This is a genomic window from Roseibium sp. Sym1, from assembly GCF_027359675.1.
In the GTDB taxonomy this organism is placed as follows: domain Bacteria; phylum Pseudomonadota; class Alphaproteobacteria; order Rhizobiales; family Stappiaceae; genus Roseibium.
Genome location: NZ_CP114786.1, coordinates 1,238,792 through 1,260,027, shown reverse-complemented (window position 1 = coordinate 1,260,027; position 21,236 = coordinate 1,238,792). Strand labels below are relative to the sequence as shown.

23 protein-coding genes are annotated in these 21,236 nt (G+C 61.2%); 10 read left to right on the top strand and 13 right to left on the bottom strand.

From position 1 onward, the window contains the following. Positions 1-2 precede the first annotated feature (2 nt). The 4 genes from tssE to tssA form a co-directional block, all read right to left on the bottom strand. Positions 3-416 carry a type VI secretion system baseplate subunit TssE gene (tssE, locus tag O6760_RS05725; RefSeq protein WP_269584523.1) on the bottom strand — a complete coding sequence of 138 codons (414 nt, stop codon included), beginning with the start codon at positions 414-416 and terminating at the stop codon, positions 3-5. Between the two features lie 115 nt (positions 417-531). Next, complete coding sequence (gene tssC / locus O6760_RS05720; RefSeq protein WP_269584522.1) at positions 532-2,013, bottom strand: type VI secretion system contractile sheath large subunit; 1,482 nt, start codon at positions 2,011-2,013, stop codon at positions 532-534. A gap of 53 nt (positions 2,014-2,066) precedes the next feature. Continuing rightward, positions 2,067-2,588 (bottom strand): type VI secretion system contractile sheath small subunit, encoded by a 522-nt coding sequence (gene tssB, locus O6760_RS05715; protein WP_269584521.1) that lies wholly within the window; start codon positions 2,586-2,588, stop codon positions 2,067-2,069. Positions 2,589-2,755: 167 nt separating this feature from the next. After that, complete coding sequence (tssA, locus tag O6760_RS05710; protein ID WP_269584520.1) at positions 2,756-4,444, bottom strand: type VI secretion system protein TssA; 1,689 nt, start codon at positions 4,442-4,444, stop codon at positions 2,756-2,758. Between the two features lie 207 nt (positions 4,445-4,651). Between tssA and O6760_RS05705 the strand changes: the two genes are divergently transcribed. Beyond that, positions 4,652-5,017 (top strand): STAS domain-containing protein, encoded by a 366-nt coding sequence (locus O6760_RS05705; RefSeq protein WP_269584519.1) that lies wholly within the window; start codon positions 4,652-4,654, stop codon positions 5,015-5,017. Positions 5,018-5,073: 56 nt separating this feature from the next. Beyond that, the gene (locus O6760_RS05700) at positions 5,074-5,493 is read left to right on the top strand and encodes an ATP-binding protein (protein ID WP_269584518.1); all 420 of its coding nucleotides are present in this window, start codon (positions 5,074-5,076) and stop codon (positions 5,491-5,493) included. Between the two features lie 102 nt (positions 5,494-5,595). Here O6760_RS05700 and O6760_RS05695 read toward each other — a convergent pair whose 3' ends face one another. Next, positions 5,596-6,522 (bottom strand): PP2C family protein-serine/threonine phosphatase, encoded by a 927-nt coding sequence (locus O6760_RS05695; RefSeq protein ID WP_269584517.1) that lies wholly within the window; start codon positions 6,520-6,522, stop codon positions 5,596-5,598. 297 nt (positions 6,523-6,819) lie between these two features. Here O6760_RS05695 and O6760_RS05690 point away from each other — a divergent pair, with 297 nt between their 5' ends. The 8 genes from O6760_RS05690 (at position 6,820) to O6760_RS05655 (ending at position 13,528) form a co-directional block, all read left to right on the top strand. Then, positions 6,820-7,293, top strand: coding sequence for a ubiquinone biosynthesis methyltransferase UbiE (locus tag O6760_RS05690; protein ID WP_269584516.1), 474 nt, complete (start codon positions 6,820-6,822; stop codon positions 7,291-7,293). Further along, positions 7,290-8,468 (top strand): class I SAM-dependent methyltransferase, encoded by a 1,179-nt coding sequence (locus O6760_RS05685; RefSeq protein WP_269584515.1) that lies wholly within the window; start codon positions 7,290-7,292, stop codon positions 8,466-8,468. The genes O6760_RS05690 and O6760_RS05685 overlap by 4 nt, the downstream gene beginning before the upstream one ends. Beyond that, positions 8,465-10,873, top strand: coding sequence for a SpoIIE family protein phosphatase (locus tag O6760_RS05680; protein WP_269584514.1), 2,409 nt, complete (start codon positions 8,465-8,467; stop codon positions 10,871-10,873). Before O6760_RS05685 ends, O6760_RS05680 begins: the two co-directional genes overlap by 4 nt. A gap of 3 nt (positions 10,874-10,876) precedes the next feature. Next, positions 10,877-11,422, top strand: a complete 546-nt coding sequence (locus O6760_RS05675; RefSeq protein WP_269584513.1) for a slr1658 superfamily regulator — start codon at positions 10,877-10,879, stop codon at positions 11,420-11,422. A gap of 31 nt (positions 11,423-11,453) precedes the next feature. Further along, positions 11,454-11,792, top strand: coding sequence for a slr1659 superfamily regulator (locus O6760_RS05670; protein ID WP_269584512.1), 339 nt, complete (start codon positions 11,454-11,456; stop codon positions 11,790-11,792). A 29-nt stretch (positions 11,793-11,821) separates the two neighbouring features. Further along, on the top strand, positions 11,822-12,250 hold the full coding sequence (locus O6760_RS05665; RefSeq protein ID WP_269584511.1) for a hypothetical protein: 429 nt from the start codon (positions 11,822-11,824) through the stop codon (positions 12,248-12,250). 89 nt (positions 12,251-12,339) lie between these two features. Further along, positions 12,340-13,104: a hypothetical protein gene (locus O6760_RS05660; protein ID WP_269584510.1), complete on the top strand. Its 765-nt coding sequence runs from the start codon at positions 12,340-12,342 to the stop codon at positions 13,102-13,104. After that, positions 13,076-13,528 (top strand): DUF6980 family protein, encoded by a 453-nt coding sequence (locus O6760_RS05655; RefSeq protein WP_269584509.1) that lies wholly within the window; start codon positions 13,076-13,078, stop codon positions 13,526-13,528. The genes O6760_RS05660 and O6760_RS05655 overlap by 29 nt, the downstream gene beginning before the upstream one ends. Before the next feature lie 83 nt (positions 13,529-13,611). Here O6760_RS05655 and O6760_RS05650 read toward each other — a convergent pair whose 3' ends face one another. Genes O6760_RS05650 through O6760_RS05615 form a run of 8 tightly spaced genes read right to left on the bottom strand, consistent with a single transcriptional unit; the run spans position 13,612 to position 21,160 of the window. Beyond that, entirely contained in the window at positions 13,612-14,292 is a 681-nt protein-coding gene (locus O6760_RS05650) for an aspartate/glutamate racemase family protein (protein ID WP_269584508.1), read from the bottom strand. Next, a complete protein-coding gene (hydA, locus tag O6760_RS05645; protein ID WP_269584507.1) occupies positions 14,285-15,676 on the bottom strand; it encodes a dihydropyrimidinase in 1,392 nt (463 codons plus the stop codon). The genes O6760_RS05650 and hydA overlap by 8 nt, the downstream gene beginning before the upstream one ends. Then, positions 15,673-16,584 carry a polysaccharide deacetylase family protein gene (locus O6760_RS05640; protein WP_269584506.1) on the bottom strand — a complete coding sequence of 304 codons (912 nt, stop codon included), beginning with the start codon at positions 16,582-16,584 and terminating at the stop codon, positions 15,673-15,675. Before O6760_RS05640 ends, hydA begins: the two co-directional genes overlap by 4 nt. A gap of 12 nt (positions 16,585-16,596) precedes the next feature. Next, positions 16,597-17,334 (bottom strand): maleate cis-trans isomerase family protein, encoded by a 738-nt coding sequence (locus tag O6760_RS05635; RefSeq protein WP_269584505.1) that lies wholly within the window; start codon positions 17,332-17,334, stop codon positions 16,597-16,599. Between the two features lie 14 nt (positions 17,335-17,348). Beyond that, entirely contained in the window at positions 17,349-18,149 is an 801-nt protein-coding gene (locus tag O6760_RS05630) for an ABC transporter permease (protein WP_269584504.1), read from the bottom strand. After that, positions 18,146-18,991 carry an ABC transporter permease gene (locus tag O6760_RS05625; RefSeq protein WP_269584503.1) on the bottom strand — a complete coding sequence of 282 codons (846 nt, stop codon included), beginning with the start codon at positions 18,989-18,991 and terminating at the stop codon, positions 18,146-18,148. Before O6760_RS05625 ends, O6760_RS05630 begins: the two co-directional genes overlap by 4 nt. After that, positions 18,988-20,082: an ABC transporter ATP-binding protein gene (locus O6760_RS05620; protein WP_269584502.1), complete on the bottom strand. Its 1,095-nt coding sequence runs from the start codon at positions 20,080-20,082 to the stop codon at positions 18,988-18,990. The genes O6760_RS05625 and O6760_RS05620 overlap by 4 nt, the downstream gene beginning before the upstream one ends. 34 nt (positions 20,083-20,116) lie before the next feature. Next, positions 20,117-21,160 carry an extracellular solute-binding protein gene (locus tag O6760_RS05615; protein WP_269584501.1) on the bottom strand — a complete coding sequence of 348 codons (1,044 nt, stop codon included), beginning with the start codon at positions 21,158-21,160 and terminating at the stop codon, positions 20,117-20,119. Positions 21,161-21,236 lie beyond the last annotated feature (76 nt).

The window sequence follows — 21,236 nt, the reverse complement described above, 5'->3', positions numbered from 1 at the left end:
TCTTATGCGCTGACCCGGATCTGTCCGCTGTTGTCGAGAATGGAATCGAACCGGATCCGCTTCCTGCTGCCGCCCAGATCCAGTTCCGCCTCCACGTTGAATATGAAATCGAGCGGCCGTTCGGGGTCGTCGACGGCACGCACGATCGGATTGCGCAGCCGGGGCTCGTAGTCCCTGATCTGCCGTTCGATGTTCCGGCAGATTTCGGTGGCCGTGTCCTTGTGCGACCGTGAGATCGAGTTGAAATCGGTCAGCCCGAAATCGGGGCAGGTCTCGCAGCATCCGGCCGTGCTGTTGAGAAGGATGCGCAGGTCCTCCAGCACGCTTTCCAGAACCGCGGCCTCGAATTCATCCACATTCCGGTAGTGGGTGCCGGTTACGTCGTTCTCGAGCCGCTGAAACAAGCTCACAGCCATCCGGAAGAGTTCTCCATCCAACGAGGGTCCTGCCAGACCCCAAAACAGGCACCGGTCCCGGGACGTGTCCCGGGGCGGCACCTGTCAGAGTTTCGTTTCCGTGATCCCGCCGGGATCAGGACTTGTCCAGCTTGCCCTTCAGGGACAGGGTGAAATCCGCCCCCATGTATTTGAAGTGCGGCTGCACCGCCATGGAAACGCTGTACCAGCCCGGTTCGCCCTCGACATCCGACACGTTGATCTCCGCCTTGCGCAACGGCCGGCGGGACCGGACGTCGGCGGAGGGATTGTCCTGGTCGGACACATACTGGCGGATCCACTTGTTGAGCTCGGATTCAAGCTCGCCGCGATCCTTCCAGCTACCGATGTTCTCGCGCTGCAGCACCTTGATGTAGTGCGCCAGGCGGTTGATGATCATCATGTAGGGCAGCTGCGTGCCGAGCTTGTAGTTGAGTTCGGCGTCCTTGCCTTCCGGGGAGTTGCCGAAGAATTTCGGCTTCTGCACGGAATTCGCGGAGAAGAAGGCGGCATTGTCGCTGCCCTTGCGCATGGTCAGCGAGATGAAGCCCTGCTCGGCGAGCTCGTATTCCTTGCGGTCCGATACCAGAACCTCGGTCGGGATCTTGGACTGCAGCTGACCCATGGCCTCGAACGTGTGCACCGGCAGGTCCTCGACGGCGCCGCCGGACTGCGGTCCGATGATGTTCGGGCACCAGCGATACTTGGCGAAGCTGTCGGTCAGCTTGGTCGCCAGCGCGAAGGAAGCGTTGCCCCAAAGGTAGTTGTCGCTGTTGCTGTCGGCCTCCTCTTCGTAGTTGAAGGCCTTGACCGGGGACGTTTCCGGGCCATAGGGCGTGCGCAGCATGAAGCGCGGCATGGCCAGGGCGAAATAGCGGGAATCCTCCGATTCGCGGAAGGAGTTCCATTTGGCGTATTTCGGGCCCTCGAAGATCGATTCCATGTCCTTGAGGTTCGGGATCTCCTCGAAGCTGTCGACACCGAACATGGCGGGCGAGGCGCCGGCGATGAACGGCGCATGCGACATGGAGCCGACGCTGGCGCAATACTGGGCCAGCTTGATGTCCGGAGCATTCGGCCCGAAATCGTAGTTGGAAACGATCGCGCCCACCGGCTGGCCGCCGAACTGACCGTATTCCGCCGTGTAGATATGCTTGTAGAGGCCGGACTTGACGACTTCCGGGCTGTCCTCGAAGTCTTCGAGAAGCTCGTCCTTGGTGACGCTCATCATCTCGACTTTGATGTTCTGGCGGAAGTCCGTCCGGTCGATGACGAATTTCAGGCTGCGCCAGGCCGATTCCATTTTCTTGAAATCGTCGTGGTGCAGGATCTGGTCGACCTGGGTGGAGAGTTTCTGGTCGATTTCCGCGATCATCATGTCGACTGCGGCGCCATTCACCTGGCCGCCTGCCGAAGGTTTCAGAAGTTCGGAAATGAAGGCGGCCACGCCCTTGCGGGCGACGTCGTAACCGTCATCGGCGGGCGTGAGCTTGGTCTCCTGAAGGATCTGGTCCAGAAGAGACGCGTCGAGCTCTTCGGTCTGTGCCGCGGCGTCTTGCTGTGCGTCGGTGTCTGTCATGTTTCAGTCTCGTCAGCTAGAAATGGGATAGGGGTTCGAAGAGGCCGGGCAGGTCACTCGGACTTGTCTTCCGAACCACCGGTCGCATTGGTCAGCTCCGCCAGAAGTTTCTCGCGCGCCGCTTCGTCGCCCAAAACGCCCTGGATTGCCTTGCGGAAGGCCGGGACGTTGCCAAGCGGGCCCTTGAGCGATACCAGGGCTTCACGCAGCTCGAGCAGCTTGTTGAGCTCGGGTGTCTGGCGCACGATCGATTCCGGGGTGAAATCGCTCAGGTTCTGAAACTTCAGGGACACCGCCAGATTGTCCGGTTCCTCGCCTTCCGGCGTGTCGACCAGCTTGTTTTCCGTGGCCAGATCCAGGCTGAGATCATGGCTTTTCATGACCTCGTTGAAATTGTCCTTGTTGATGTTGATGAGCGTCCGGTCTTCGATTGGCGTGTCGTCAGGGCGCTGCGTGTAGTCGCCGAGCATGACCATTTTCAGCGGCAGCTCGATTTCCTCTTTGGCATCACCTGTTGCCGGCTTGTATTTGATGTTCACCCGTTCCTTGGGTGCGACCGAAGCTTCTTTCGACATTTAATGTCCCCCGTGGTCAGACCGGCTGTCGAGCGCTGCAAACAATTCTTCCGGCGCCTTCTTGCCTCGAGATCAGATAATTCCCGTTTGGTTCCTAATGCGACTATGTGTCAGTTCTGTTTAGATGTCTGAGAATTTTGGCGTTTCAACTTAAGGATACGTTAAGATTACTTTCGGCCCGTCAATTCAGCTGCCGTTCCCACGTCCAGCAGCGAGAGTGTTTCCATGACGCTGGTTCGAATCTGGAGAGCTTCAGCGTCCGGCAGAAACTGTTTCACATTCTTGTGCCCGAGGCTCTGCCAGGAGAGCCGTGCGAGAGCGACCGCTAGATCCGGTTCCCAGTGTGCCAGATCACGTTCCGCAGCGATAGTCCGCAAGGAGCTGAGCAGGGCAAAAAGCGGTTGAATCAACTCGAACCGAAGGCAGAAGTCTCCGATCCTGAGCTGTGTCCGGAACCAGTCGCGTCCGGCCCCGCGCGTGGCCAGGTGTTGCTTGAGCGTGGCAAGGCCGGCGGTTGTCTTGCCTGCAATCGCAAGTTGGCACGCCTCGGAGAAGACGCGGTCCAGCTCGGAACTGCCGCCGCCACCGCTGCCTTCACTACCGGCCTGCACGTCCTGCGCGATCCAGTCCCTGGTTTCCACGCCGGCAAAGGCGGTGCCGTCGCTGAAGGTCATGGAGACAAGGTCCGGAAAGCGTTGCAGCAGGCAGGACAGTTCTCCGGTCACCAGTCTGCGGGCGGCCGCGTACGCGTCTCCGGCCTCCTGCATGGCCGTCGCCAGATGAAACTGGGCGTCCAGCCAGAAGGGAGAGGCGATGAACGCGGATTCGGCCGACGCGATCAGGCCTTCGTGGTTGCCGGCGCCTTTCAGGGCCGCGAGCTCGGATATCTTGGTCTTCTGCGGTGGCGGCAGCGCGGTCTTGCCGTCGGTGCTCGGCGGCAGTGTCTCGATCCGGCCCCACAGGGCGAAACGGGCGGCGTAATAGCCGCGCGCGTCGGTCGGCGCCTGGTGCCTGACCGCCGTCGCCGCCTTGGTGGCGGCGTTGAAAACGGCCTGCATCGCCGAGGCGGCACTGGACGTGTCCACCGCGATTTCCGCTGCCGGTGCCGCCGGGGCGGCTGCCGGTTGTGGCGCCGGCCGGGCAGGCGCCGGCGCGGCCTGGTCGGCGGCGGGGGCCGGAGCTGGAGCCGCGGCCTCTGCGGGCGCTTCATCGGCCGGAGCTTCCTCCGGTTCCCGTTCCGGTGCGGCGGCGGCTTCCGCCGCCTTCCTTTCCTCTTCCAGCGCGGCCCTGGCGTCCTTGGCGTAGGGGCGCAGGGCCCGCACCAGCGGACCCAGCGCAACCTGGGACTTGGTCATCTTCTGCTCGAGCGCCGTATCCAGCTCCAGCAGGGCGTCGTTGGCGATGTAGATTTCCCGGTTGAACTGGCCGTCCGGGTTTCTGGCCTCGACCATCGGGGCGAGTTTTTCGGCAAGCCAGTCATAGGCGCCGGCCCGGCCCCGTTCGCGGCGCACGGGCGGGACCATGGTTTCCCAATGGGCCTCGGACATGTCACGCAGGATGACCAGGCCCGTTGCAAGCCCGGGATAGCCTTCCTCCTCGAACAGCCCGAATGCCAGACGGGTCGCCAGGACGAGATCCTTTGACGTCGTCTGCAGCACCTTGATGGTCTCTTCGTTGAGCTGCTTCCACTTGACGGCGTTCGGTCCGCCGGTTTCCATCTTGCGGAATTCGGTTTCCAGTTCCTCGAATTCCGGGGAGTCGCGAAACTCCTCCTGGGCGTCCGGATTGTCCAGCGCGGCGCGGCCCACGCCGGCCCGGGGGTCGTCGAGTGTTGCCAAAGGGTCAGCGTCGGCCATCGGGGCACTCCGGATCAAGGGAACGGACGTTAGAGCATCCGATAACTATACTGATTCGCAATCTCATAGCGTTTCAGGTGCGGCACCTTTATAAAGTGTACAGGTTTGCGGCTCAATTTATGCTCGAACGCAGCGAAACAGGTGAAACACTTATCGCACGGCGCGCTTTGATCCACAGCGGCGCCTGTGCATATCCGGGAACTGGAAATGACCGCAGAAGTCGCAGACATCACGATAGATCATGAAACCGGCGGCGGATTTGCCGTCGTGCGTCCCGCAGGCAAGCTGGACACATTGAGTGCAAAGACGTTCGAAGCCTATCTGAAGAACCTTGTCGACCAGAAGGCGGGAACGCTCCTGGTCGACATGGAAAAGGTCGACTATGTCACCAGCTTCGGTCTGAGGTCCCTTCTCATCATCGCCAAGCTGCTTGCGCCGTCGGGAAGCAAGCTTGTCCTTTTTCAGGTGAACCCTTCGGTTGTCGACGTCCTGAAAATTTCGGGATTTCTGAAAATTCTTGCCGTCGCCGACACGCTGGAGGCAGCGAAGGAGCTTGCCGGACGGCCGGGCTGAAGGACGACCTGGCCGTGAGCGACAGTCGACCGACAGGGCACCAATCAGTGGCACATGTGGAAACAGTAACAGTTCGAAACGACCTGGCGGACCTGCCGGCTGTCTATGCCGCGGTGGAGGCCCTCGCCGCGGGTGCCGACCTGCCGGACGCCGTTCGCCGGACACTGTTGCTGATTGTCGAGGAACTGTTCAGCAACACGGTTGCCTACGGTTATCCGGAAGGCCGCGCGGACGAGATTGCCATTTCCGCCGCCCTGGAAAAAAATCATGTCGAGCTGACACTGACCGACCGCGCGGCGCCCTATGACAATGGCGCGGATCCCTTTGCTCCGGACCTCGCCGGGACAGTCGAACAACGGGACATCGGGGGCCTGGGCCTGTTTCTCGTGCACCAGTTGTCGGACGAGGTGCGCCATGAGCGGGTCGGGGACACCAACCGCACGACCGTCCTCGTTCCGCGCGCCGGTGAGGACTAGGCCGTAGTGACCAATTAACGATTGGCAGCGCCGCCCGAAAATTGGTCACACGGCCTAGCGGCCGCACACTGGAGACGGAGGTCCCGCCGAAACCGCGGTTGCCTAGAAAGAAAACTCCATCATGGAAAAATCATCCGGAAGCGGCGCCTTGTCGTTGAACTCGGCGAGCCAGTCGTAGATCGACCGGGACACCGGGGCATCCGTGGTCCGGATCTTGTCGGCCAGCTGAGCCCAGGTCAGTGTCGTTCCCGTCTCGTCCTCGATCTCGTAGGTGCCGTCGCTGATCACCAGCAGCTTGTCCCCCGGCAGCATCCGGAACGAGCCGCCGTCGAAGGCCATGTCCGGCATGGCGCCGATCACCATGCCGTCCGGTGTGCCCAGGCCGGTCACGTCAAATGTGCCGGAGGCCGGCCTCAGGTGGATGGCGGCGGGATGGCCGCCGGAGGCGTAGGACATGAGCCCGCTCGAGCGCTGGTAGACGCCGTACCAGATCGTGAAGAACATGTTGTTCTGCCGTTCCATCGGAAAGGCGTTGTTGAGTTTTGCCAGGACGTCCGATGGATTGCGAAAATCCGTGCCGACCAGCGCATTGGCCCGCAGCACGTTGATGATGGCGACCGACAGCAGCGCGGCCCCCACCCCGTGGCCGCACACGTCGATCAGGTAGATCGCGAAATGGTCGTCATCCAGATCGTGATAGCCGAACGAATCACCGCCGAGTTCGGTCGACGGCACCAGCAGCCAGTCGGCATGCGGGGACACCGGCCTTTTTTCGGGCAGGATCGAATAGACATAGTTGCCCGCGTCGCGAAGTTCCGATTCGAGCCGTTCCTGGGTTTTGGTCAGCAGGATGTTGTATTCGGCCAGCTGGTCTTCCACGGCTTCGCCATGCTCGATGGTGGCTTCGTAAAGCAGCTTGAGATCGTCGTGTTCGGCGCGCAATTCCTCAAGTTCCTTGCGCAGCAGGGCAAGCTCGTCCGCGGGGTTCGAAGCGGCGGCCTCGGCACCGAATTTGTTGCTAGGGGTCATGATATACCTACGATGCCGTCAGGGAGACGGGGCGGAAACCTTAGATCAAGACTTTGGTTCCATATTAATCAGGCAGAAAACAATGGGGCAATCGCTGTTGATATATCCTTGTTAATGAGCGACACCGTATTGTTAAATACACGAATTATCTATGACACGCGTGATATCGGCCGTAATTTCCGTATTCTTTGTATAACTGTACCGTACCGTGACCAAGGTGCGATGGATTACGCCAACGGGGGAATAACAATGCAGGCACCTTCTGAAGGCTTGTCACAAAATTCCGAATTGCCGCAGATGATTCACCTCGACCTGGATATCAAGGATTTCTGCTCGGATTGGACGCATTGCGATCTCATGTCCGGCTATATCGCCCGCATGGTGAGCCACAACCGGCTCGACTCCCTGCTTTTTTCGAACCTGTATTCCTCTGCGCTCAACGAGTTGCTGGAAGCCGTCTACCGGACGCATGGTGACAGCGGAAAGATGGAATGTGCGGTTCAGCGCCGGGGCAACCTGGACAGGGTCATCCTGACCTTCCCGGCGGACGAGGCGACCTATGATGTCTACAGGGACGTGATCGGGAAAGCCGGAGGCGACGATGCCGAAGCCCTTTACCTGGAAGCCCTGTTTGCGGACGAGGAGCCTGGTGCAAGCCTCGGCCTCCTGGAGTTGAGCGTCGATTACGGTGCCAGGCTTGCCATTGACAGATGTGAAGACGGACGGATGCGTCTGATTGCGGACCTTGCGCTCGAGGACGAAAAAGAATGATCGCAGAGAATATGACGCAGGCGTTCCAGTGGACCTACAACGAGAATGATCAGGAGTTCTCCCTGCACGGCAGCCTGCGTCCGCAACGTGCGGACGAACTGAACCACTGCATCGCGGCGCTTGAACAATCCGTCTCGGGCGTGAACGGGCTGTTCTATGTGAATGTCCGGCGGCTGGTACGCATGAACAACGTCGCGTTCCATGCGCTCGGCTGCAAGATCCTGGACATGGTGCGAAAGCGCAGCGACCTGAAGGTGCATGTCACGACGTCCAGCGTGGTCGGTTGGGCGACCCGGAAATTCGCGGTCCTGGAGACCATGTCGGACAAGATCACGGTCAGTGAATACGACAATGAATTCTATCCGGGCCAGACATTCCTGGAAGAGGGCGGTTTCATTCCGATCCTGCGCACGCAGACCAAGCTGACCTGGCACCATGAGCGTGACCTGCTGGGACGGCATGGTCTGGAACCCGGCATGCAGGTTGCCGACATCTGCTGCGGGATCGGCGATTTCGCCGTTCTCATGCAGAAGGAATACAAGCCTGACCGGATCGTTGCGCTCGATCACAGCCGGTCCAGCCTGGACTACGCGCGCAAGGTGGCCGGCGATTTTGGCGTACGCGGCATCGACTACGTCTTCGGCGACGCCTCGGACATGCTGCTTGAAAGCAACCAGTTCGATTTTGTCACCTGCCGCCATTCCCTGCAGGTGTTCGACCGGCCCGAACTGATCCTCAAGGAACTGCTGCGGATCTGCAAGCCGGGCGGCCGGGTCTACATCACCAATGAGAAGAATTCCCATTGCCTGGGTGAACCGCGGTCCGAATCGATCCAGCGCACCTATTCGGAACTGGCGCGCCTGTGGGCGCATTTCAACATGGATATCGAGCTGGGTCCCAAGAGCCGGCGCTACCTGATGGATGCGGGCTTCGAGGACATCAGGATGGAATCCTTCATGGTGACCAATCTTGACGGCAATCCGCAGGACTTTGCCGACATCATCCAGTCCTGGGAAGATGTCTATGCGGGACAGATGGCCGTGGACCGTGGCGACAGCGAGGAGCAGATCCGCGAGTTCCGGCAGGGCTTCCAGGATCACATTTTTGCCGCGCTGCATCCCAAGGGCTATGCGGGCTGGCCGATTTGGGTGGCCTCTGGACGGAAACCGAAATGAGTGTGACACACGTGACCCAGGAGACCCCGGAAAATCAGGAGCCGGAAGCGATTGGCCGGTTTTCCCGGCACAGCTTCCGGGCGAAATTCATCGCGGTGGTGAGCGCCGCGGTCCTGTTCGATCTGATGCTGGCCGGCGGGGTCGCCATCTGGAACGTGCAGCGCCTGTCGAAGGATGCCACGGAAAAGGTGGAAACGGGTCTGACCGACGCCACCGAGGAATACCTGCGGACATATATCGACACCACGGGCCTGCGCACCGAACTGCTGCTTGACCAGGTGTTTTCCGAAGTCGAAGCGCTGGGCGCCTCGATGCAGACCCTGATCGACAATCACGACACCGGAGCCGAGATCGGCCTTGCCGTGGAAGGCGATCCGGTGCTTGGCGACAAGCTGGTCTACAACAAGGAGGCCGGCTGGGCGCAGAATTCTCCCGGAGAGTCGGTTGTCAGCGTCTGGGGTTATCTGCTTGACGACGAAGGCAATCCACTTCCCGAAGTCGCCGAGGAGATCGCCGACAGCTCCGCCTTCAACCTGATCGCGCCGGGCATGATGAAGACGGGGTCGCCGAAGCTGCAACTCTATTATGTCGGCCCCAAGGACAAGCCGATCATGCGCACCACGCCCTATACGGAGCAGGCGCAGACCTTCGACAAGCTCTACCCGGGACACAACGAAGCCAATTTCTGGGATTTCTTCTTTCCCGGCGTCTATGAAGGCTGGCAGGACTGGCTTGCCGACCCGGCCAACCGGCCGGTACCCCGCGACATAGTCGGCACGGCTCCCTATATCGACGCCATCACCGGTGCCAAGATCGTCAGTTTTTTCTTCCCGCTCTGGAACGCGGAGCGCACGGACGTCGCCGGCATGACCGCGGTCGACATCACGCTCGACCAGTTGTCCAGCCTGGTCGAGAACGTGAAGATCGCCGAGACCGGCTTCGGATTCCTGAGTTCCTCATCCGGCAACATCCTTGCCGTCAGCGAGGCCGGCGCCAAGACCCTTGGACTGGTGTCCGTCGGCGGTGAAGGCCAGGGCGTGACCGGCATCAACCGTTACCTGTCCCAGAGTGAATATCCGGAAGTCGCCAACATGGCGCTGCCGCATGACACCGGCACGGTGCTCGAAACCATCCATCTCGGCGTGGAACAGCATGGCGGGGCCGAGGCCCGCGAAGGCTATCTGGTCGTCCTGAAGGAACTGGCTCCGATCAACCTGTGGGACGGCGAGAAGATCGTCGCGGAAAACCTCACCCTCGGGTTCATGGTCGCCACCGACGAGATCTACGCGCCGCTTGACGAAGTGCGCCAGGAGCTCTCCGACGCGACGCAGCGGATCGTGTCCTGGCAGATCACCGCGTTGCTGTTCAGCCTGCTGGTGGTGACGCTGGCTGTCTACGCCATTTCCGGTCGCATCACGAAGGGCCTGTCCGAACTGGCCGGTGCGGCCAGGGCGCTGCAGAACAAGGACTACTCCGTGCGCGTTGCCATCCCGACCCGGGACGAGGTGGCGGCGGTGGGCCTTGCCTTCAACAACATGGCCGAGGAAATCAGCTACCACACGGAAAATCTCGAAAATCTCGTCGAGGAGCGTACCCGGAAGCTGGAGACTGCCAACAGCGAGATCGTCGCGCTCAACGAGCGCCTGAAATCGGAAAACCTCCGGCTCGGTGCGGAGCTGGACGTTGCCAAGCGGATCCAGGAGATGGTCCTGCCGCGGCGCAGCGAACTGGAAGTCATCCCGCAGATCGAAATCGCCGCCTTCATGGAGCCGGCCGACGAGGTTGGCGGCGACTACTATGACGTCCTGTTCGACGGCGACCACATCAAGGTCGGCATCGGCGACGTCACCGGTCACGGGCTGGAAAGCGGCGTCTTGATGCTGATGGTGCAGTCGGTCGCCCGTGCCCTCCAGGAACAGGGCGACAGGGACCCCGTCGCCTTCCTCGACGTGCTCAACCGGGCCGTCTACAAGAACATCACGCGGACGAATTCGGACAAGCATCTGACCCTTGCCTTTGTCGATTACGAGAACGGCAAGGTGACCCTGTCCGGCCAGCACGAGGAGGTGCTGATCATCCGCGCCAATGGCGACACCGAGCGGATCGACACGATCGATCTCGGTTTCCCGGTCGGCCTCGAAGCGGATATCCTGCCCTTTGTGGCGACCCTCGATCTGGCCTTCGGGCCGGAGGATGTCCTGATCCTGCATACCGACGGCATCACCGAGGCGGAGAACGAGAAGGGCGAAATGTTCGGCCTCGACCGGCTCAGCCAAAGCGCACATGACAACCGCGAAAAATCGGCAAAGGGTATTGCCGAAGCGGTCATAACTGATGTCAAGTCGCATATTGGCAACTACAAGGTATTTGATGACATCACGCTCGTTGTCCTGAAGCATAGGTAAGGCATGGTCGAGGATTTTGGACAGGCCGTCGTATCGAACGGTGGCAATGCAACGCGGTTTTGTCTCACTTTGAGGGCCGAGCCCCTTGAATTGAGCTGGCACCATTGCGGTGTCACATCAGATTTTTTGGGCGAATATTTCAGCCGTTCGTGTGGCCGAGGCATAGATGCTGTCGATGCACGCCACAGCATCAGCTACATGATCAACGAGATCCTGGAAAATGCCGTCAAGTTCCGCCATGGCGGCGACATAGAGATCCGCAGCAGTCTTGAAGAGGACCTGTTCGAAATCCAGATCGTCAATTGCGTTGATCCGGAGACCGCAACAAAATTTCAGACTCATCTTGCAGGTTTGCTCGAACGCGAGCCGGGGGAGCTGTTGTTGGAACGCATTGAAGAAAATGCACTTAACCCGGAATCCTCCGGGTCGGGGCTGGGTCTGCTTACACTGATGAGTGATTACGGAGCCAAAATGGGCTGGTCTTTCGCGTCTGAGCGTGTAAGTGAAGGCGTTGAGCTCACAACCTATGCTTCTTTGCGACTTGCCTGATCGCCGAAATATTCCGAAGGAAGAGACCAAAATGGAAATCAGCACGAACGATTACCGCGTTTGGACTGAAGGATCCGCCATCCACTACGAGGGTACGATGCGGCTTTCCGGCACGGACGCCTATGCTCCTATCCTGGAAATCATGCACGCCGTTCTCGAAGCGAAGCCGGAAGTCATCACGCTGGACCTGACCGGGCTGGAATTCCTGAACAGTTCCGGTATCAACCTGCTCGCGAAGTTCACGATCGAAATCAGGAAACAGCCGGATGTCGGTGTCAGGGTTCTGGGCTCCAAGTCGATCCCCTGGCAGTCCAAGTCGCTCCGCAACCTGCAGCGTCTGCACCCGGCGCTGGAATTGACGATTTCCTGATCTCCAGGAGGAATGGCAAGGCTGCCGCCATGCACATGCAACGGACGTCCAGACCGAGCACCGTGGCCAGTCAGGTTTCGGGCGCGCTTGTTCTCGCCGTGATCCTTTCCGCCTGCCAGTCGTCCAGCAAGAATCCCAAGCTTGAAAGCCAGTATGTCGGCCAGAGTTCCGCGGCGTTTTTTGAGGCCTACGGACCGCCCGACCAGGTGATCGGCCTCAAGCAGAAGATGAAGACCGATTCAACGGGCCGGATCGTCAAGCAGACGGATCCGAAGGAACTCGTCTACTACTGGTCGTCCGCCCGCACGACACCTTCCAAGGTCCCCAAGCCCACCAGCGGCATCTGCAACCTGGCCATCCTCACCAGCGCGGACGGCAAGATCCTGCGGATCGAGGTACAGGACGAAAGCGGAAACATCGAAGCCGTCAAGACCAACTGCGAAGCCCTGATCAAGTAGGGTCCGAGAAGGTTATTATGGCCCGGGTCCCGGCTCCGGGTTACAGTCCGCAACAAGGTTCGGTCCGCGACTGAGCAAAGGGGGCGGCCATGTTCTGGGATTGCATGACACCAGTGATCACGACACGCCTTCAGAGGGCGGTCGACGCGGGCTACAGCCTGTTTGAACCCTACCGGCTGACCGGCACGATCATACATTGCAGCTGTCCCGTCTGCATGACGTCGGAAGTCGCGGAAGAACTGTCGACGCTCCCCCTCAGGGAAATCAGTTCAGAGCTGCTGGCCGAATACACGAACTCCGCCCATGGCAATAACGGGGGCCGGGCCGAACCAGAGTTCAAGCACTTCCTGCCCAGGTATCTCGATCTCATTGCCCAATGCGAACCGCCCTCACCCCTCGGGTTGGAAACCTGTCTGACAAGGCTTCGCGGCTATCGGAAGGCCTGGCCGGAAGCTGAATGTCATGTGCTTGACGAATTCTTCGATGCCTTCGCGGAGGCGAGTGTTCAGCAGTCCGAGTTGCTGGAATGGCCGGTCGGCTATCGGCTCGCGTTCGATCTCGGCGCCGTTCTTGTGATGGTTGTCGAGGCCGGCGGTGATCTGGACCGCGTGCTTGCGACCATCGACGCGGCGGAGTCGCCCCTGACGGCCGTTCATCTGGCAAGCCTGCGCCTGGAGATTCGCGAAAGAGCACGTGGTCCGGTCTACAAGAACGCCTATCTGGAGGACCATCCGAAAGTTGCCGCGAAAATCGGTGCCTGGCTGCGGCGGGAGAGTGTCACGGCGCGTATCTTGAACGCGGCGGGACAGACGGGGGACCAGGCCTATGATGCCATTCTGGACCTCGCTGTCTGAAGCGACATCGTCATCGTTCGCAGGGAACGAAGAAGGCGCTTTGGAGGAATTCGAGGACCGTCTGCTCGCAAACCTCTGGACGCATAACCGGGGCGTGCTGCAGGCGCTCGGCCTGGACCCTCGCCGGTCCGTTCTCTTTGATGACCTTCCGGAGCTTCTGGCGAGGGCCTGCGACCCGCAAAGTCCGGTCATCTACCGCCCGGCGCTCAGGGAATTCGCCCTGGCGGAACTCTCTGGAGGGACTGCCCTGGTGATCCGTCACTGTCCCTGGTCCGGTAAATTGCTTCCTGCCTCCGTCTCGGATGACTGGTTCGATCTTCTCACGGCGGAACTGGGCACCGATGACTGGAGGACGGAGGAAGCCAGGTCCCGGTTGCCGGAAGCCTATTTTGCCGAGGACTGGTGGATTGCCCGCCATCTGTGACGTCACGACCGAAAGCGGATCTGCAAGGTTGCTGACAGGCCTGTCCCGATGCCCGTGACTGCTTCGGCCAACGCGGCAGGCGGTCACAGCAATTCCTCGAGCCGCGCGATCGCCGCCGGTATGGGTTCGATCATGGGAACGGGCAACCCGGTTGCCAGGACCCTCGCGGCGGTGGCCAGCGGGCCGCCTCCCACGACAATCGCCTCGGCGCCGTCCTGCCCGATCGCAAGATCGATTGCCTTTGCCAGCTCTGCCAGCAGATCGTCGGGTCGCGACATCAGGCGAACCGGGTCGCCGCTGGTCAGCCGGACGGAAACAAGTTGGTCGGCTGCTCCATAGATGCGGGCCCGACGCCGAATGGCACCGGCGAGGCGGGGCGTCGTGGTGACGACGGAATACCGCCACCCTTCCACCATCGCTGCACACATGCTTGCTTCGGCAATCCCGACCACCGGCACGGGCAGCAGCCGGCGGATCCGTTCAAGTCCGGGATCGCCGAAAGCCGCCACCACGACACCGGCAACAAGCGGGTCAAGGCGGGTGGCAATCTCTTCGACCGCATGCCCTGCCGTGATCAGCTTTTCCTCGTCCTGGATCAGCGCCGCGCCGAACGGCGCCGTATGCGCTTCTATCCGGAAATTCCGGGTGCTGTCCTGCGCGATCACCCGCATGGCCTCGGTCGTGTCCGTCGAGGTGTTCGGGTTGATCAGGGCGACGCGCGTGGCCGCAGTCCAGGACCCGCTGCCTGGGGCGGGCTCAGTCACCCGGTTTCTCGCGCGCCACATGAAGCCCGGTGGCGGAAGCTGCCAGCGTGCCGTCCTTCACGACGGTTTGCCCCCTCACCATCGTCAGCACCGGCCAGCCCGTCACCTTGAAACCCTCGTAGGGTGTGTAGTCCGCACCGTGATGCAGGATGTCCTGGGAAATCGTCCTTTCCTGTTCGGGATCCCACAAGACGATATCGGCATCCGCGCCGATTGCGATGGTGCCCTTGCGCGGATAAAGGCCGTATTGCCTGGCATGGTTGGTGGATGTCAGCGAGACGAAGCGCTGCAGGCTGATCCGGCCCTTTCCGACGCCTTCGGAAAACAGGATCGGAAGCCGTGTCTCGACCCCCGGAATTCCGTTCGGGATCCAGCGGAAGCTCTGGCGGCCCTTGGGGTGCTTCTTGCCGGACGTGTCTTCATAGCGGAACGGGCAATGGTCCGAGGAGAACAGGTCGAAGATACCCTGTTCGATGCCCTCCCAGCAGGCAACCTGGCTGGCCTTGTCCCGTGGCGGCGGAGAACAGACATTCTTCGCACCTTCCGGAATGTCGAGATCTTCCGCGGTCAGCACGAGATACTGGGGGCAGGTCTCGCCGTAGACCTTCAGCCCACGTGCGCGTGCCCTTGAAATTTCCTCCATGGCCTCGCGGTTCGACACATGAACGATCACCAGCGGAACCCCGGCGATTTCCGCCAGGCTGATGGCGCGGTGGGTGGCTTCCCGCTCAACCGGGATCGGGCGGGTGGTGGCATGGAACCGGGGAGCCGTGTTTCCGGCCATTTCCGCTTGGTCGCGCAGGAAACCGATCGCGTCGTCATTTTCCGCGTGGATCATCGCGCGCGCCCCGGAGCGCTTGGCGGCGGTCATCGTTTCCAGAATTTCCCGGTCCGTCAGCTTCAGGCCTTCGTAGGTCATGAACATCTTGAACGAGGTGTAGCCTTCTTCGGCAAGCGCCGGCAGTTCCTGACCCAGCACATGCGGTGTCGGATCGGAGACGATCAGGTGAAAGCTGACATCGACGTGGCAGTTGCCGTCCGCCAGGCCATGATACCAGGCCAGCGCGTCCCGCAGGCTCTGGCCCTTGTCCTGAAAACAGAACGGCATGACGGTCGTGTTGCCGCCGAAAGCTGCCGAGCGGGTCGCGCTGTCGAAGTCGTCGGCCATGACGACGCCTTCGCCCGAGGGCTGGGAGATGTGGACATGACTGTCGATGCCGCCGGGCATCACCAGCAGGCCGGCCGCGTCGATCGTGTCCGGACAGTCGCCGAGGTCCTCGGCGATGGCAACGATCCGGCCCGCCCGGATGCCGATGTCGGCGTCGAACGTGTCCGAGGCGGTGACGATCGTTCCTGCGCGGATGACGGTATCATAAGGGCTCACGAGGCTGTCTCCTGCGGGTGCATGTGTTCAAGCCAGTGCTGCGCGATCGCGCGCCGCGTGGCAAACCAGGCGCCTCCCTTCCGGGCGGCATGGTCGAGAAAGTCCGACAGTCCCCCGATGCGGGCGGGTCTGCCGATGATCCGCAGGTGAAGACCGATGCTCATCATCCGGGGCGTCTGCGCGCCCTCCTGCCACAGCCAGTCATAGGCCGCGCAAAGATAACGCGCGAACTCGCTTCCGTCCCTGAAACCGTTGGGCAGCTGGAACCGCATGTCATTCGTGTCCAGCGCGTAGGGCATGATCACGTGAGGCCGGCTGGTGCCCTCGATGACGCGCGGCAACTCGTCGTCATAGGCGTCGCTGTCGTACAGGAAGCCGCCATGTTCCACGAGAAGCTCGCGTGTTCGCGGGCTCGCCGCGGTTCGCGTGTGCCAGCCGACAGGGCGCGTGCCGGCGGCTTCTGCGAGAGCCGCGACCGTACGGGCTATTCGGTCGCGCTCCTCTTCCGGGGAAAGGCCCTGGTGGCCTTCCCACCGCCATCCGTGGGCCGCGACTTCGTGGCCCCGGGCGACAGCGTCCCGGAACAGCCAGGGATAGAGCTGCGCGGTCTCACCGGTTGCGCTCAGGGTCGCGGCGACACCGTGCGCCTCGAGGAGTTTCGCGATGCGCCAATAGCCGACCCGGGGACCGAAATCGAAGTGACTTTCCATGGCGATGTCCGGATAGGGGAACGGTTCCGCCGTCATGTCGAAGATGCGGTCGTTGACGGCATCGCCGCGCCGGACCGAAAATTCCGAGCCTTCCTCCACATTGATCACGATGGAGACGGCGACCCTGGCACCGTTCGGCCATTCGACGACCGGCGGATTGGCCCCGTAGCCAAGATAGTCCCTGTGATAGCTTGTCATGCTGCATCCGGCTCAGTTCAGGTCCTGGAAGAGACTGCCCCAGCCTTCGACACGCGCCGGGTCGGCGCCGCAGACCTTCATGGATTTCCAGACCGCCGTCTGGACGGTGTCGTAGATCGGGAGACCGAGGTCCTTCTCGAGTTTCTCGACAACGCCCGCCCCGCGCAGGTTGGTGCAGAAGATGATGATCGCGTCCGGCTTTCCCTCGGCCGCGACCTCTCGCGTCATGGTCTCGATGTCTTCCTCGGACACATCGGAAAAGGAGAAGTTGACCTTGAGGTTCAGGTGACGCTCGGCCGTGCAGGTGAAGCCGGAGCGTGCATAGTTCTCGATGATCTTCTCCTGAACATCGTCCAGATAGGGTGTCACAAGACCGAAGGTCTTGACGCCTGTGCGCTCGAAGATCTCGTTGATGGCGAGAACCGAGGAACACGCCGGCACGCCCGTACGCTCGGTAATCGCGGCACACAGGGCTTCGTCCCGGTCGAATCCCAGCCAGCCGGCGGACGTGCCGTTCCAGCAGATGCACCCGACCAGCGCGTCCGCCAGAAGATCCGAGGCCGCGAGCATCGGCTCGTTCTCGAACTGGCCGAGGGCATTGTCGCCAAGGGAGATTTCCGTCACGCGAAACCGTCCGAAATGGGCTGTGGTGTCATCGATGCCGTCAACCATGGCGGTGGTCAGCGGCTCCAGGACGGTGTTCGAGGACGGGGTAAGCATTCCGAGGAGGTGACGTTTTGCTTTTGTCATTTGGGGTTTCCTGATCAGAAGTCGGCCATGCGGCGTAGGCCGACCAAGCGGTCTGCGATGACGAGAACAATGATGGTGAACAGTATGAGCAGCGAGGAGATCGCCGCGATTGTCGGATCCGGCCGAACCTCCAGATATTCCAGGATCTGGATCGGCAGGGTCTTGTTGCGCGCATCCGTCAGGAAGATCGAGATCGGGTAGTTGTCCATCGAGGCAAGAAAGGCAAACAGGCCGGAGCTCAGATAGGCCGGGCTCAAGACCGGCACGAGCACCTTGAGCAACGCCTTCGGATAACTCAGGCCCAGGGTCCTGGCCGCGTCGATCAGGGAAAAATCGAACAGGCTGAGACTCGCCTGCACCGTGCGCATCACAAACGGCAGGGTCACGATGACATGGCCGAGAATGAGGCCCGTATAGGCGTCGCGATAGCCGATCTCGCGCAGGAACTGCAGCAGCGCGATGCCGATCACAAGACCGGGCATCATCAGCGGAGACACGACAAACGTGGAGATCGTCTCCCTGCCGGGAAACCGGCCGCGGACGACCGCGATGGCGGCCAGGGTGCCCAGCACCAGCGAAATGCCCGTGGAAAACAGGGCGATCTGGACGGACAGGCTGAGCGAGGGCAGGAACCCGCGCTTGTCCGCAAGGCTCTCGTACCAGCGCAATGACCAGCTCGGAGGCGGCAGGTCGAACACGGGCGAAGAGGAGAAGGAAACCGCGATGGTCACGAACAGGGGGGCCATGAGGTAGATGCACACGGCACAGCCGATCACCCAGACGAGGACCCTTGCGATGCGTTCAGTCCAGGTCATGCGTTTGCCCTCACCTTGCCGGCCACCCACTGGCTGGCGACGATCACGATCAGCGAGAACACCAGCAGGACGACCGCGACGGTCGAGCCCAGGGTTTCATTGCGCAGATACAGATAAGACCGGGCGATTTGCTGGGACAGGGTCATGAACCGCTCGCCGACCAGCAGCGTCGGGATCACATACATCGCCAGCGCGAGAGAAAAGACAAACGCAATGCCGGCTATGACGCCAGGAATCGTGAGAGGCACGATGACCTTCCAGAATACGTAGAGCGGGGAACCGCCGAGCGTCCTGGCCGCTTCAGGGAGCCTGGGGTCCATCAGCCGGATGACCGAGTAGATCGGCATGATCATGAAGGGGACGAACACGTTGACGGCACCGAAGACGAGTCCGGTCTCGGTGAAGATGAGCCGCACGGGCTCGTCCGTCAGGCCCAGCATCATCAGTGTCTGGTTCAGGACACCGTCGCTGCGCAACACGATCGTCCACGCGAAGGCCTTGACCACGATGCCGACGGACAATGGCAGGATCAGCGAGATCAGGAACACGACCTGAACCCACCCTTTCGACCAGGCCAGGGCGAAGGCCGCCGGATAGCCGATCAGCAGGCAGATGCCGGAGGTGAGCAAAGCGGTGCGGAGCGTGTTCCAGATGATGTACCAGTTGAACGGGTCGCCGAAAAAATCGACATAGGCGGATACCGTAAAGGCGTCCGGGATCCGGAAACTGGCAAGGAGCAGCAGTCCCAGCGGGAGCGCATAGAGCACCACGAGATAGCCGACACCGGGAACGGCCAGGAGCCAGGTGCGGTCGGCTTTGCCTTTTGCCCCGGTGCCCATCATGCCGCCCCCGGAAAAACGAGCGTCTTGTCCGTCGCCCAGACGGCGGAATAGGTCTGCCCGACATTCAGGTTATCGGCCAGGTCCGGAGAAAGCTCGATTGCGAGTTTTTCTCCGCCCGCGCCTGAAAACAGGGCGTGCGACCGGGCACCGACATAGATCCGGTCCTTCAACGTGACCGGAAAAACGTTCATCCCGTCCGGCGTGGTTCCGTGTTCCGTGATGGACAGGTCCTCCGGCCTCATGGCGACGACAACATCCGCCCCCTTGCGGAAGTGACCGGCAACCCTGACCCGCGTCTCGCCCACGCGAACCGACAGCGTGCCTTCTTCCTGTGCCGCGACCACGCCGGAAAGCTGGGAAGACGCGCCTATGAAATCGAGCACAAACCGCGATTTCGGGTTCTTGTAGATCTCCTTGGGGGCACCGAACTGTTCGATGACGCCCGCATTCATGACCGCGATCCGGTCGGACATGACCAGCGCCTCGTCCTGGTCATGAGTGACGAAAACGGAGGTGATGCCGAGGTCCCTCAAAAGGGACTTCAGCTCGATTTGCATGCCTTCGCGCAGCTTGCGGTCCAGCGCGCTGAAGGGCTCGTCAAGAAGCAGGATGTCCGGATGCGGCGCAAGGGCGCGGGCGACCGCGACACGCTGCTGCTGGCCGCCGGAAAGGGCGGACGGATAACGCCCGGCGATATCCGGCAGCTTGATCAGGTCCAGGAAGCGCGCAACCGTGGTATCGGCCTCCGGTTTGGAAACACCTCTGGCCCTCAGGCCAAAGGCAATGTTCTCCGCCACGGTCAGGTGCGGGAACAGCGCATAGTTCTGGAAGACCACGCCCACGTTGCGCCTGTGCGGCGGCAGGCCGGAAATGACCTTGCCGTCCAGAGTGATCGTACCGCCGTCGACGGGCAGCAGCCCGGCGATCATGCGCAAAAGCGTTGTCTTGCCGCAACCCGATGGCCCCAGCAGGGAAACGAACTCGCCTCTGCCGATCGTCAGGTCCAGATTTTCCAGGACACGTGTGCCCTGGAAGCTCTTCGAGACCGATCTGGCGTCCAGATAACCCGGATCGTCACTCATGGAAGTCATTCGCAGTGTTCCGTTTCGTGGATGCGCCAGGGTCTCAAGCCGCAATCTCGCGGTCGAAACGTTCGATCCAGTCGCGCCGGTTCTTGGACACCGCGCCCCAGTCCGGTGAGAACGCCTTGACGTCCGTCGGCACGCCCTCTCCGGCGGCAACAGAGGTGTTCGTCGGAAGGGCGAAGGTCTCCTTGATCATGGCGCCCTGCAGGTCCGGTCCGAGCATTTCGTTGACAAAGGCCAGTGCCAGCTCTTCTTCCGGACCACCCAGGACCCGGGCGATACCCGACGGCATGGCGCCAATGCCTTCCTTGGGGGCGGCCAGGTCGACGGGAGCGCCTTCGAGCTTGCGCGGGATGGCGATGGAGGAGAACGAGCCTGCAAGAAGGGACGCTTCGCCCTGTTCCAGCAAATTGAAGCTTGGCGGCATCTTGGTATAGATCGTGAGCAGGTTCGATTTCAGTTCCGCGAGTTTGGCAAAGGCGGCGTCGACGTCATACTGGGCTTCCTCGAGCGGTTTGCCGGTTGCCAGATGCGCCGCGAAGAAGAACGTCCAGAGGCCTTCGGTGTTCTGCAGGGACGGGATGATGACCTTGCCCTTGTAGGCCGGATCCCACAGCGCCTCCCACGAGGGAACCTCCTCGACCGAGCCGGTGTTGAAGGCGACGCCGCACCAGGGCTGCTGGTAATTGGCCCACATGCCGTCCATGTGAATCGCGTTGTCCTTGATGGCGCCCAGGTTGCCGATCGAGGACGGATCAAGCTTTTCAATCAGTTGTTCCTCAACGGCCTGGATAAGGACGGGATCGTCCATCATCACCACCGAAAGATAGGGCTTGTCCTTGTTGGACCGCATCTTTTCGAGATTGACCGAGGACTTGGTGCCTTCGAGGATCACCTTGCAATCGTATTTGGCCTCGAACAGCGGCAGGACGGCCTTTTCCATCCAGCCGACATGGCCACCGGCACAGCCGACGATCATTTCCTTGGTCTGTGCGCGTACGATTGCCGGTGTCGCCAGCGTGCCGAGCGCGGCCGCACCGATTTTCAGAGCGCTTCTGCGGGTAAAGGTAGTCTTGCTAATCATGATACTTTCTCCACCATTGGGAAGTCAGGCCAGGTCGGTTATGCAAGGGAAGGGCCAATTGTGCACATTTTTGTTT